The following is a 12,444-nucleotide window of genomic DNA, read 5'->3' on the forward strand; positions in this document are numbered from 1 at the left end:
TGATTGCCACGCTGCGCCCATTACCTCACGCAAACCGGTTCTGGTATTCGTTCAAGCAGCCGTTCAGGTGCCGTCTCCAGAGTCCTTGGGCGCCTGCACGGGCTCGGACGGCGCCACTGTCAGCAGCCACGCCAAGCGCGTGCCCCCCGCCACGATGGCGCCCACACCCCAGAACAGCCCGCCCACGCCGATCAGCGCTCCGGCCGACCCGAAGATGAGCGGCATGAGCACGCTCGACGCGTTGATGGCCATCAGCCGCAGGCCCAGCGCCTCGCCGTGGCGGTGCGAGGGCGTGATCTGGTGCAGCAGGCTCATCACCATGGGCTGGGCCGAGCCCAGCGCAAAGCCCAGCAGCACCGAGCACAGGCCCATGCCCAGGGCACTGCCCAGCAGCGGGTAGATGCAGAACAGCACCGTGGTGGACACCATGGCGCCCGCCAGGACCACCCGCTCGCTCAGCTGCGCGGCCACCATGGGCATGAGCATGCGGATCACCGTGGCGGCGATGGCAAACGCGCCCAGGATGGTGCCGATGACCGAGGCCGACAAGCCGCGCTCGTGCCCCAGCAGCGGCACCACGAAGGCGTGCACATCCCAGCACGAGGACAGCAGCCAGTTGACGATGAGCAGGCGCCTGAAGGGCACGTCGCCCAGCAGGTCCCACGCGCGGCGCGGAACGCCGTCGTTGGCCGCGACCACGGGCGGAAACTCCACCGTGGTGCGCACGCAGACCCAGGACAGCAGCGGCAGCACGGCCAGCAGCGCGAACGCGCCCCGGTAGCCCTCGATGCTGCCGGGCACCCGGCCCACGTGGTCGATCATGAGCCCCGCGAGGAAGGGCCCGATGAAGTTGGACACCGCCGGCCCGATGGCCAGCCAGCTGAACACCTGCCGCAGCTGCGTGGTGTCGTGCACCGCGCGGCCCACATGGCGCTGCACCGCAATGGTGGCCGCACCGGCCGCGCCACCGGTCATCAACGCGGTGATGCACAGCACCGGAAACACCGGGAACAGCATGGCCAGCGCCGCGCCCGTGGCGGCCAGGGCCACGGAATAGCCCACCGGCCGCTTGAGCCCATGGCGGTCCGCATAGCGCCCGGCCGGCAGCGCCAGGAACACCTGCGTGAGCGCGAACAGCGCCACCAGCAGGCCCACCGCCGCGGCGCCGTAGCCTTCGCGCAGGGCCAGCAACGGGGCCGCCAAACGCATGCCCGCCATGCAGGCGTGCACGCAGACCTGACCGGCAATCAGGCGCGCCAGGTTACGGTTCATGGCAGGTCGTCCTCCAGGTCCAGGCCCGGCAGCGCGGCCGTGCCAGTGCCCGCTGCCGGCACGGCGGGTGCACCCAGACCGACGGGTGCGTTGGGTGCGGGCAGCTCCTGCACGTCGCGCAGCTTGCGCTGCAGGGCCCGGGTGCGCACGCCCACGTCGTCGAACTTCTTGGCCGCGGCGTCGATGGACTTGCGGGCCGACTCGACGATCTCGCCGAACTTGAAAAACTCGGTCTTCACCGAGCCGAGCACGCCCCACACTTCGGACGAGCGCTTCTCGATGGCCAGTGTCTTGAAGCCCATCTGCAGGCTGCTGAGCATGGCGGCCAGGTTGGCGGGGCCGGTGATCATCACGCGGCAGTCGTTCTGCACCGCTTCGACCAGGCCGGGACGGCGGATGACTTCGGCAAACAGGCCTTCGGTGGGCAGGTACAGCACCGCGAAGTCGGTGGTGTGCGGTGGCGACACGTACTTGCTGAAGATCTTTTTCGCTTCGAGCTTGATCGAAGTCTCGAACGCGTTGCCGGCCGATGCAATGGCGGGCTTGTCGGCCGCGTCCTGCGCGTCGAGCAGGCGCTGGTACTGCTCCACCGGGTACTTGGAGTCGATGGGCAGCCACACGGGCTGCTCGTCGCCGCGGCCCGGCAGGCGGATGGCGAATTCGACCAGGTCGTCGCTGCCGGGCACGGCCTTGACGTTGCGCGCGAACTGGTCGGGCGTGAGCACGTTCTCGATGATGGCCCCCAGCTGCATTTCGCCCCAGGTGCCGCGCGTCTTCACGTTGGTCATCACGCGCTTGAGGTCGCCCACACTGCCAGCCAAGGTCTGCATCTCGCCCAGGCCCTTGTGCACCTGCTCCAGACGGTCGCTGACCAGCTTGAAGGATTCGCCCAGGCGCTGCTCCAGCGTGGCGTGCAGCTTTTCGTCCACCGTGCGGCGCATCTCTTCGAGCTTGGCGGAGTTGTCGGTCTGGATGGCGGCCAACCGTTCGTTGAGTGCCGTGCGCAGCTGCTCGGCATTTTGCTGGCTGCCCTGCACCAGGCCCGCCAGTTGCTGCGACACCGCGTCCTGCAGCACGCCGAACTGGTGGCGGATCTGCTGGCCGTTGGCTTCGAGCTGGTCCTTGAGCGCGGTGGACACGGCGCCCAGCTGGGTGTGGATGTCGCTCTTGAGCGAGTCGAGCGTGCCGCGCGTGGCGACGGACAGGGCCTCGAAGCGCTCCTGGATGCGCTGCTCGAACAGCTGCGTGCTCTCGGCCAGCGCCTCGCGCGAGCGCTGGCTGTCGGACGCCAGGGACTGCGCGGTCTGCGTGAGCTCTGCCCGGAAGGCCGCCAGCGCGTCCGACAGCTCCTTGCGCGCCAGCGCGGCCTCGGCCTGGCCCTGGGCCAGGCGCTGCTCGAGCTTGGCCTCGAACGCGCCGAACGCAGCCAGCAGCTCAGCGCGGCCGGTGCGCGATTCGCCCACGGCCTGGCCCAGGCGTTCGTCGACGGCGCCGCGCAGCGCCTCCAGCTGGCGCTGCGTGGCCTGCGTGAAGCCGCCGAGTTGCTGGCCCAGCGACTCCATCGCGCCATCATTGCGCGCCACGGCCAGCCGGGTGGCCTGGGCCATGCTCTCCAGCGCCTGCAGCCGGGTGTTCCAGTCGGCAGGCCAATTCACGTTCGGGCGGCGCAGCAGGACGATGGCCAGCAGAACCACCACAACGGCCAGTGCGGCCAGCAAGACAAGGGTGTCGGTAGTCAAAATGCGGTTACTATACTTTTGATAGCTGCCAGCGCTTATCCATCCAGCGGTAGCAGGAAGTTTGATTGAAAATTTAGCCGCGATTCGAGGCGGCGGGCGTGTTCACCGGCGTGAGCGCACCGCGCCCGTCGAAGAAGGCGATCAGGTTGTCGGCCGCCAGGTTGGCCATGGCGCGGCGCGTGGGCACGGTGGCGCTGGCGATGTGGGGCGTGAGCACCACGTTGGGCACGGTGAGCAGATCCGGATGCACGCTGGGCTCGCCTTCGAACACATCCAGGCCCGCCGCCGCAATGCGCCCCTCGCGCAGCGCCACGGCCAGCGCCGCGTCGTCCACGATGCCGCCGCGCGCGATGTTGACCAGCGTGGCGGTGGGCTTCATCAGCGCCAGCTCGGCCGCGCCGATGGTGTGGTGCGATGCCGCGGTGTAGGGCACGACCAGCACCACATGGTCGGCGGTGGCGAGCAGCTCTTCCTTGCCGACGTACTTGGCCTTGCACTCGGCCTCGAGCTGCGCCGACAGGCGCGAGCGGTTGTGATAGACGACCTTCATGCCAAAGCCGTGCGCCCCGCGACGGGCAATGCCCTGCCCGATGCGCCCCATGCCGATGATGCCCAGCGTGCTGCCGTGGATGTCACTGCCGGAGAACATGTCGTAGCTCCATTTCGTCCACTTCCCGGCGCGCAGGTAGTGCTCGGACTCCGTCATGCGGCGCGCGGTGGCCATCAGCAGCGCAAAGCCGAAGTCGGCCGTGGTCTCGGTCAGCACGTCGGGCGTGTTGGTGCCCCACACGCCGGCGGCCGTCATCGCGTCCACGTCGAAGTTGTTGTAGCCCACCGCCATGTTGGACACGATCTTCAACCGTGGCGCGGCCGCCAGCAGCGCCGCGTCGATGCGCTGGCTGCCGGTGGTGAAGGCACCGTCCTTGTCGGCCAGGCGCTCGGCCAGCTCGGCCGGGGACCAGATGGTGTCATCGGGGTTGTCCAGCACGTCGAAATGCTGGCGCAGGCGGTCCACGATGTCCGGGAAGATCGCACGCGCGACCAGGATGCGGGGCTTGCTCATAGTCTCATCTCCAAGGTGTTCGCGAGGTCAGTCGCCCTATAAAACCGGCGCTGCCCAGGCCAGTGGCCGCCGGGCAAAGGCCGCCCTGCAGCGAGGGCGGCGTCCCCCTTCCCGCAACGCGCAGCGGTGCGAGAGAAGGGAGAAGCGGCGCAGCCGCTCAGGGGGATGTACATCATCTGAACCAGATGAATGTCATGACAAGAAACAGCGGCACCAGGATGCCGCCGGACCACAGCATGTAGCCGAAGAAGCTGGGCATCTTCACGCCCCGGTCTTCGGCGATGGCCTTGACCATCATGTTGGGCGCGTTGCCGATGTAGGTGTTGGCGCCCATGAACACGGCGCCGGCCGAGATGGCAGCGAGCGTGGGGGCCAGCGTGGTCATCAGCACGGCCGGGTCGCCCCCTGCCGTGTTGAAGAACACCAGGTAGGTCGGCGCGTTGTCGAGGAACGAGCTGAGCACGCCCGTGGCCCAGAAGTACATGGCCGGGTCGGCCGAGCCGTCGGGCCGGGTGACGGCCCGCACCACGGCGCCGAAAGGACCGTCCGTGCCGGCTTTGAGCATCGCGATGACCGGGATGATGGTGAGGAAGATGCCTGCGAAGAGCTTGGCCACCTCCTGCATCGGGGCCCAGCCGAACTGGTTGTCGTCGTGGACCTTGCGCGGCGTGAGCCACAGCGATGCCAGCGTGACGGCCACAAGGCCTGCGTCCCGCACGATGCCGGGCAGGCCCACCGGGGTGCCCATCACGTCGAACACGACGGGCGACTTCCAGAACCCGCTGAGCAGTACCAGCGCCACCACCACGCCCAAGAGGGCGAAGTTGAGCTTGCCGTCGAACCCGAAGGACCGCGCACCGCCGGTGTCGGGCGTGGGGTCGCGCGGCAGCACTTCGCCGCCGCGGCGATAGAACCAGGTGTCGAGCGCAAAGAACAGCGCCAGCAGGGTGCCGATGAGGAACAGGGTCTCCGGCAGGATGTGGCCCACGGTCCAGAAGAAGTCCACGCCCTTGAGGAAGCCCAGGAACAGCGGCGGGTCGCCCAGCGGCGTGAGGGAGCCGCCGGCGTTCGATACGATGAAGATGAAGAACACCACCACATGCACCACGTGCTTGCGGTTGTCGTTGGCGCGGATCAGCGGGCGGATCAGCAGCATGGACGCGCCGGTGGTGCCCATGACGCTGGCCAGTACCGCGCCCAGGGCCAGCAGCCCCGTGTTCAGGCCCGGGCTGCCGTGCAGGTTGCCGCGGATGTAGATGCCGCCCGCCACGGTGTACAGCGCGGTGAGCAGGATGACGAAGGGGATGTACTCGGCCAGCAGCGCATGCACCAGGTTCGCGCCCGCGACCGCCGGCCCGAAGGCGACGGCGAAGGGCAGCAGGAACGCCAGGCCCCAGGCGGCCGCCACCTTGCCGAAGTGGTGGTGCCAGAAGGTGGGTGCCAGCAGCGGCATGAGCGCGATGGACAGCAGGATGCCCGCAAACGGCACGCCCCACAGAAGCGACAGCGTGCCTCCATCCAGATCGGCGGCCATCGTCGCGCCGGGCCACGCCGCCAACAGAAGCGCCGCGGCCAACAGCCTGCGCGCCGCCTTCAAGATATTCGTTGTCTCCATCTCGCTCCAATAACTGTGGCGCCCCATCGCGGGTACCGGCGGGTGCCGATGAGTGCCGCCAATGCGACTGATTCCGTCTGATCGCGACTCAATGCGACCCGTACCACGGAATGCCGCCGTGCGCCTGCAGAGCATTGGCCCTGAAGACCGCTCCCCTGCTCCGCAGGATCAGGCAGGCTGGGGAATATCGAACACTTGGCGCAGGTAGGCCAAATACTTTTCATCGTCGCACATGCCCTTGCCGGGCGTGTCCGACAGCTTGGCCACCGGTTGGTCGTTGCAGCGGGTCATCTTGATGACGACCTGCAGCGGTTCGTGCGCGGGTGGGCTGCCCAGGTCGTTGGTCAGGTTGGTGCCTATGCCGAAGGCCAGCTGGCAGCGCCCGCGGAACTGCTGGTACAGCTCGATGGTGCGCGGCACGGTGAGCGCGTCGCTGAAGATCAGGGTCTTGGTCAGCGGGTCCACGCGGTTCTTGCGGTAGTGCTCCAGCAGGCGCTCGCCCCACGCGAACGGGTCGCCGCTATCGTGGCGTGCGCCGTCGAACAGCTTGCAGAAGTACAGGTCGAAGTCGCGCAGGAAGGCGCTCATGCCGTACACGTCCGACAGGGCGATGCCCAGGTCACCGCGGTATTCCTTGGCCCACATTTCAAACCCGAAGACCTGGCTATCGCGCAGGCGCGGGCCCAGCGCCTGGCAGGCCTGCAGGTATTCGTGCGCCATGGTGCCGAGCGGCGTCACGCCCAGCTTCATGGCGTACAGCACGTTGCTGGTGCCGGCGAACTGGCCGGGGCCTGCAGGTGCGCCGGGGCGGCGGTCGCCCGTGCCCAGGCGGGCCACCAGTACGCGCAGCACTTCTTCGTGCCAGGCGCGGCTGAAACGGCGGCGGGTGCCGTAGTCGGCGATCTTGAGGTCGGACAGGCCGTCGGCCTGCAGTTGCGCGATCTTGGTGTCCAGCCGCCTACGGCCTTCGGGGAAGTCCGGCACCTTCTGCGTGTTGCGGAAGTACACCTCGTTGATGATGGCCAGCACCGGAATCTCGAACAGGATGGTGTGCAGCCAGGGCCCACGGATGGATATCTCGATCTCGCCGTTGTGCACGGGTGTGACGGTGATGTACTTTTCGTTGAGCTGGAAGAGCCCGAGGAAGTCCACGAAGTCGCTCTTGATGAAGCGCATGGACCGCAGATAGGTTAGTTCCGCGTCCTGGAACTGCAGGCTGCACAGCGACCGGATCTCGTCCCGGATCTCGTTGGCGAACGGCGCCAGCTGCACGCCGGGGTTGCGGCACTTGAACTTGTATTCGACCTGCGCACCCGGAAACTGGTGCAGCACGACCTGCATCATGGTGAACTTGTACAGGTCGGTGTCGAGCAGGCTGGTGATGATCATGGACGGTGCGGGCGCAAAGAAGGCCGGGGACGCAGAAGGCCGTGCAGCAAAGCCGCAAAGTGTAGGCCATGCCGCCCTGCGGCGCTTTGAAGGCCGCCACCACCCTGCAGGCCCAAGCGTTTCAGGCCAAAAACGGCCCTACCGCTGGATGAGCAAGCGCCAGCAGCTATTAAATCAATAGCGCCAGCACTGCCGGCGCTCAGCCCGCGACCACCAGTGCCTGCAGCACCTGGCGCAGCGCGTCGGGCACAGGGACGGGGCGGCGGGTTTGGCGGTCCACATACACATGGATGAAATGCCCGGCAGCGGCGGTCAGCGGCTCGCCCTGCGCGAACAGGCCCACCTCGTAGCGCACGCTGGAGCTGCCCAGTTTCGCCACGCGAATGCCCGCCTCCACCGTCTGCGGGAAGGCCAGCGGCGCGAAGTAGTTGCACTGGGTCTCGATCACGAGGCCGATGGTGCCGCCCGCGTGGATGTCGAGCACGCCCTGCTCGATGAGGTGCGCGTTCACAGCGGTGTCGAACCAGCTGTAATAGACGACGTTGTTCACATGGCCGTAGACATCGTTGTCCGCCCAGCGCGTGGTGATGGGGCGAAACGCGCGGTAGGCGCTGCGCGGCTGCGGCGCAGGGCGTGCTGCCGTGAGTGCCGCCGAAGCCGTGGGGGCGGCTGCGGGCGCGGTGTCTGAACGGGTGGCGTTGGGGATGCTGGCGGCGGACGTCATGGCCGCACATTCTGCCAGCGCTGGTGGTACTCCCAGGCTACGCGCCAAGTGTTGAGTTGCGCGGTCAGGGTGTCTTCCATGTCGCGCCCGTAGCCGCCCGCCATCGCGAAGACCAGTGGCAGCCGCCGCTGCCAGGCCCAGTCGAAGACGTGCCGGTCGCGCGCTTCCAGGCCGTCGTGCGTGATGGCCAGCCGGCCCAGGCGGTCGCCCTCGTGCGGGTCGGCGCCGGCCAGGTAGAACACCATCTCTGGCGCAAAGCGGTGCTCCAGGGCGTCCAGCGCGTGCGACAGCGCTTCCAGATAGGCGTTGTCGGTGCAGCCGTCGGGCAGCTCCACATCCAGATCGCTCGCCTCCTTGCGAAACGGGAAGTTGCGCGCGCCGTGCAGCGACAGGGTGAACACGCTGTGGTCGTCCTGAAAGATGTGCGCCGTGCCGTTGCCCTGGTGCACGTCCAGGTCGATCACGGCGACCCTGAGCGGCTGGGTATGGCGGCCGCGCGCCCTCGCCCGCTCCACCTGCATCAGCCGCGCAGCCACCGCCACGTCGTTGAACACGCAAAAGCCGCTGCCCTTGTGGGCGTACGAATGGTGTGTGCCGCCAGCCAGATTGCCCGCCACCCCCTCCTGCAGCGCCACGCGGCTGGCGGCCACGGTGGCGCCCACCGAACGGCGGGCGCGCTCGGCCATGGCGGGGCTCCAGGGGAAGCCGATCTCGCGCTGGGCGGGCGCTGGCAGCGTACCGTCGGCGATGGCGTCGATGTAGCTGCTGTCGTGCACCAAGGCCAGTTCGCTGTCGGCCGCGGGCTGCGCCACCTGCAGCGAAACGCCGGGCAGGTGCCGGGCGATGCGGTCGCGCAGCAGGCGGTACTTGGCCATCGGAAAGCGGTGGCCTTCGGGCAGGGGCAGCACAAACTGGTCGGCGTAATAGGCGTGCATGACGCGATTGTGGCAAGGCGCGCATTCCTGAGGTGGCATCTCTAATTTGCTGCATGGCAACAAAAACCTCTTGCAAACCGGCACCAAGTCCCTAAAATTCGATCCATGCTGCACTGCAACATGACTTGTTCGAGTCAGGGCCAGCGCAGATGTCTTGTGAACCACCATGGCCCGCAGGGCCCCATTCTTAGGAGATATGACATGACGCTGACCGCAGAACAAATCCTCGCTTCCCACAAAGCCAACCTCGAAACCCTGTTCGGTCTGACGACCAAGGCCTTCGAAGGCGTGGAAAAGCTGGTCGAACTGAACGTGACCGCCTCGCGCGCTGCCCTGACCGAAGCCGCCAGCCACAGCCAGGCTGTGCTGGGTGTGAAGGACGCGCAAGAACTGCTGGCTCTGCAAGCCGGCCTGTTCCAGCCCCTGGCTGAAAAGACCGCCGCTTACAGCCGTCACCTGTATGACATCGCTTCCGGCACCGGCGCCGAGTTCGGCAAGGCTTTCGAAAGCCAGGCTTCCGACGCACAACGCGCATTCACCGGCCTGGTCGACAGCGCCGCCAAGAACGCACCTGCCGGTTCCGAAACCGCCGTGGCTGTGATGAAGAGCGCCGTCTCTGCCGCCAACAACGCTTTTGAATCGGTCCAGAAGGCTGTCAAGCAAGCGTCCGACGTGGCCGAAGCCAACTTCAACGCCGTGGCCAGCACCGCTGCCAACGCCGCCAAGACGGCCGCTCCCCGCAAGCGCTGAGCCCAGGGCACGCGGTCTGGAGAGCAACCTCTAGGCCGTTTTCAGGGCTTACCCTGATAATCCCATCACGCGCTACAGCCCCGGTTGCAGCGCACGAGTTGTCTCCTTGGATCCTCGCGAAACCCCCGTTTCCAGGATCCCTTCAAAGCCCGGTTCTGCCGGGCTTTTTTTTGCCTGCGCGCCGGATGGCCCGGGCCGCAGCGCAGGTGTGGCGCCTGGCACACCCGCTACCCATCTCCACGGTGACCCAGGTCAGCACTGAAGGGAGTTGAGATAACCACCACTCCACGCGGCGCGAAAACTGGGATTTTTTGGGCTATCCCGGGATGAATCGGAACGCGCCGTTGCAATGAAGTTGCAACCGATGGAACAGCGCCGGGCACTCCGAATGAGGCAATTTGGACCCCGAGGCTAGACTACAGCTTTGGGCCGAGGCTGTGTGAAAACCCAACCCTAAACCGCTGCTAAAAATTAAAATAACGGCACCCGATTCAAGCGAGGTGCCCCATGAAGCGATTCATCGAAGGCGAAGACCGACAACAGGTCACCCTACTGCCGGAGTGCCTGGATGATTACATCGCAGAGGACAACCCGGTGCGCGTTGTCGATGTCTTTGTCGAAGAGTTGGATCTTCGGGCCCTGGGCTTCGATGGGGTCAATCCTGCGGTCACTGGACGGCCTGCGTATCACCCGGCCGTACTGCTCAAGCTCTACATCTACGGGTACCTCAACCGCATCCAGTCGAGCCGCAGGCTGGAGCGCGAAGCCCAGCGCAATGTTGAGCTGATGTGGCTGACCGGGCGCCTTGCGCCGGACTTCAAGACCGTTGCGGATTTCCGCCGAAGCAACGGCACGGGCATCCGCAACGTCTGCAAGCGCTTCATCGCCATGTGCCGAAAGTTGAACCTTTTCTCACAGGCAATCGTGGCCATCGATGGCAGCAAATTCAAGGCCGTCAACAGCCGTGACCGCAACTTCACGCCCGGCAAGATCGAGGCCCGCCAGCAGCAGATCGAGCAGAGCATCCAGCGCTACCTGGACGCGCTGGAGACCGCTGACCGCACACAGCCCGCAGAGGTGGAAGCCAAGACGGAACGACTGCAGGAGAAACTAAAGAAGCTGCGCGATCAGATGCGGCGACTCTATGGTCTCAAGGAGCATCTAAAGAGCCTGCCCGATGGCCAGATCTCCCTCACTGATCCCGATGCGCGTTCGATGGCCACCCAGGCCAAGGGATCGGGCCTGGTGGGCTACAACGTGCAGACCGCCGTCGATGTCAAGCACCACTTGATCGTCGCGCACGAGGTGACGAACGTTGGCAATGACCGTGCACAACTGCACAACATGGCCTGTGCCGCAGACCAGGCTATGGGGAGCCAGGGCTTGCAAGCCTTCGCCGACAGAGGCTACTTCAGCGGCCCGCAGCTCAAGGCCTGCGAAGACGCTGGCATCACGACCTTCGTGCCCAAGCCGATGACATCGAACGCGAAGGCTGAGGGCCGCTTCGACAAAGGCGACTTCATCTACGTCGCCAAGGATGACGAGTACCAATGCCCCGCAGGCGAACGTGCGATCCACCGATTTGCAACGACGGAGAAGGGGCTACACCTGCACCTGTATTGGTCAAGCGCCTGCCCCAAGTGCCCGCTCAAAGCACAGTGCACGACCAGCAGCAATCGGCGCATTCGCCGCTGGGAGCACGAAGAGGTGCTGGAGCGCGTGCAGCAACGGCTGGACAGCAATCCCGAGGCGATGACATTGCGCAGATCAACGGTGGAGCATGTCTTCGGAACGCTCAAGCACTGGATGGGCTCGACGCACTTCCTGATGAAGACCCTCAAGCACGTGGGCACCGAGATGAGCCTGCACGTGCTGGCCTACAACCTCAAGCGGGTGATGAGCGTGATGGATATCGCGCAGACGATGCGGATGGTGAAGGCGTGAGGCCTTTGTTGGCTTTTACAGGCTGAAAAAGCCTTTAGGAAGGCGTCAAAAGGCTCCAGGTGCGCAAGAAACGGCCCTACAGCAGTGCTGCTGGAAAATGAGGCCCAGTGACGCGGTACGGGCTGGTTCACATGCTCATTGCGCGTTTCCACACAGCCTCGGCCAGAAGCAGCCGCTGGCTCGTAGTAAAAGCGGACGATCTACCCAAGAGCTCAGAAGCTGCCAAAGGCGGTCGCTTCAATGAAAAATCAGCCATTTGTGTCTGCTGCTCGCTTCTTGTATAGCTTTGCAGCAAGATCGAGCCTCGCAGCTTGTACCAGAGCCTCAGACGGTGCTGGATCAGCTAATGGCCTAAACATCTCCGTGATGTTGGCGAGTATTTGGGCTGGGGTCATGATGAACCCCCATGGAACGCCCCACCAACCGAACAGTGTGCAGAAAACTAGCGAGCCAAAGTTTGTTTTCCTCCCGCAAGAATGGCAGCAAATGTGCGTACGGTTAGTCCATTGTGTGAAGATGCCCGCGGACCACACACGGTAGTACCGCCGCACTTCAATCTTTGAGCCGGCTTGCTGACATTCAGGGCAAGTGCCGTTCTTGATGCGCAATGCATGGCTGAGGATTTCTCGCGCTGAGATGTCCTCAGATACCTCCAGTAGACGCGCATTACGCAGGCATGCTTTGCTGCAGAACCGCTGCCCCTCGTCCAAGACCGCTGAAAATCTAGCGGAGCTGCCGCAGAAATCGCATTCATTTGTACCCTTGGTCTGGCGATAGGCCGCCTTCCTCGCTTGCAGCACAAGAGGTTGCAACTTTGAATCTTCAATCCCGCGCGATTTGAGCAAAGAAAGAATTGCCTCTTTTGCTTCATCAGCGAGGTCTACAGTTGCGTAGCGCTGCAACAGATCTTCGGTTTCGTCATTCCGAAACCGCTCCAGAAAGTATTCCTTTGGGTACACGTGGCGATCTCTTGGTAAAAGTTCTGACGTAATGTATCCGGCAAAACCAAGGGG

General features: G+C 65.2%; 10 protein-coding genes. 2 read left to right on the forward strand and 8 right to left on the reverse strand.

Annotated elements, in window-relative coordinates:
• Positions 1-63 precede the first annotated feature (63 nt).
• The 7 genes from ACSQ3N_RS15655 to ACSQ3N_RS15685 form a co-directional block, all read right to left on the reverse strand.
• A complete protein-coding gene (locus ACSQ3N_RS15655; protein ID WP_436146742.1) occupies positions 64-1,272 on the reverse strand; it encodes an MFS transporter in 1,209 nt (402 codons plus the stop codon).
• Positions 1,269-3,011: a DNA recombination protein RmuC gene (rmuC, locus tag ACSQ3N_RS15660; RefSeq protein WP_436146743.1), complete on the reverse strand. Its 1,743-nt coding sequence runs from the start codon at positions 3,009-3,011 to the stop codon at positions 1,269-1,271. Before rmuC ends, ACSQ3N_RS15655 begins: the two co-directional genes overlap by 4 nt.
• Before the next feature lie 73 nt (positions 3,012-3,084).
• Positions 3,085-4,074 (reverse strand): 2-hydroxyacid dehydrogenase, encoded by a 990-nt coding sequence (locus tag ACSQ3N_RS15665; RefSeq protein ID WP_436146744.1) that lies wholly within the window; start codon positions 4,072-4,074, stop codon positions 3,085-3,087.
• 172 nt (positions 4,075-4,246) lie between these two features.
• Positions 4,247-5,716 (reverse strand): sodium:proton antiporter, encoded by a 1,470-nt coding sequence (locus ACSQ3N_RS15670; RefSeq protein ID WP_436146745.1) that lies wholly within the window; start codon positions 5,714-5,716, stop codon positions 4,247-4,249.
• Positions 5,717-5,857: 141 nt separating this feature from the next.
• Positions 5,858-7,078 carry a nicotinate phosphoribosyltransferase gene (pncB, locus tag ACSQ3N_RS15675; protein WP_436146746.1) on the reverse strand — a complete coding sequence of 407 codons (1,221 nt, stop codon included), beginning with the start codon at positions 7,076-7,078 and terminating at the stop codon, positions 5,858-5,860.
• A 199-nt stretch (positions 7,079-7,277) separates the two neighbouring features.
• Complete coding sequence (locus ACSQ3N_RS15680) at positions 7,278-7,802, reverse strand: acyl-CoA thioesterase (RefSeq protein ID WP_436146747.1); 525 nt, start codon at positions 7,800-7,802, stop codon at positions 7,278-7,280.
• Positions 7,799-8,737: a histone deacetylase family protein gene (locus tag ACSQ3N_RS15685; protein ID WP_436146748.1), complete on the reverse strand. Its 939-nt coding sequence runs from the start codon at positions 8,735-8,737 to the stop codon at positions 7,799-7,801. The genes ACSQ3N_RS15680 and ACSQ3N_RS15685 overlap by 4 nt, the downstream gene beginning before the upstream one ends.
• Before the next feature lie 201 nt (positions 8,738-8,938).
• Here ACSQ3N_RS15685 and ACSQ3N_RS15690 point away from each other — a divergent pair, with 201 nt between their 5' ends.
• Positions 8,939-9,487 carry a phasin family protein gene (locus ACSQ3N_RS15690; RefSeq protein ID WP_436146749.1) on the forward strand — a complete coding sequence of 183 codons (549 nt, stop codon included), beginning with the start codon at positions 8,939-8,941 and terminating at the stop codon, positions 9,485-9,487.
• A 507-nt stretch (positions 9,488-9,994) separates the two neighbouring features.
• On the forward strand, positions 9,995-11,431 hold the full coding sequence (locus tag ACSQ3N_RS15695; RefSeq protein WP_056171779.1) for an IS1182 family transposase: 1,437 nt from the start codon (positions 9,995-9,997) through the stop codon (positions 11,429-11,431).
• Between the two features lie 248 nt (positions 11,432-11,679).
• On the opposite strand, the gene ACSQ3N_RS15700 is transcribed toward ACSQ3N_RS15695, so the two are convergent.
• Complete coding sequence (locus ACSQ3N_RS15700) at positions 11,680-12,390, reverse strand: hypothetical protein (protein WP_156372164.1); 711 nt, start codon at positions 12,388-12,390, stop codon at positions 11,680-11,682.
• Between the last annotated feature and the right edge of the window lie 54 nt (positions 12,391-12,444).

Source organism: Acidovorax sp. LjRoot194 (assembly GCF_964253015.1).
In the GTDB taxonomy this organism is placed as follows: Bacteria; Pseudomonadota; Gammaproteobacteria; order Burkholderiales; family Burkholderiaceae_C; genus Acidovorax.

Bases quoted from the DNA above. Each gene is read 5' to 3' on its own strand.
- ACSQ3N_RS15655 (WP_436146742.1), bottom strand. From the start codon at position 1,272: ATGAACCGTAACCTGGCGCGCCTGATTGCCGGTCAGGTCTGCGTGCAC.
- ACSQ3N_RS15665 (WP_436146744.1), bottom strand. From the start codon at position 4,074: ATGAGCAAGCCCCGCATCCTGGTCGCGCGTGCGATCTTCCCGGACATC.
- ACSQ3N_RS15670 (WP_436146745.1), bottom strand. From the start codon at position 5,716: ATGGGGCGCCACAGTTATTGGAGCGAGATGGAGACAACGAATATCTTG.
- pncB (WP_436146746.1), bottom strand. From the start codon at position 7,078: ATGATCATCACCAGCCTGCTCGACACCGACCTGTACAAGTTCACCATG.
- ACSQ3N_RS15680 (WP_436146747.1), bottom strand. From the start codon at position 7,802: ATGACGTCCGCCGCCAGCATCCCCAACGCCACCCGTTCAGACACCGCG.
- ACSQ3N_RS15685 (WP_436146748.1), bottom strand. From the start codon at position 8,737: ATGCACGCCTATTACGCCGACCAGTTTGTGCTGCCCCTGCCCGAAGGC.
- ACSQ3N_RS15690 (WP_436146749.1), top strand. From the start codon at position 8,939: ATGACGCTGACCGCAGAACAAATCCTCGCTTCCCACAAAGCCAACCTC.
- ACSQ3N_RS15695 (WP_056171779.1), top strand. From the start codon at position 9,995: ATGAAGCGATTCATCGAAGGCGAAGACCGACAACAGGTCACCCTACTG.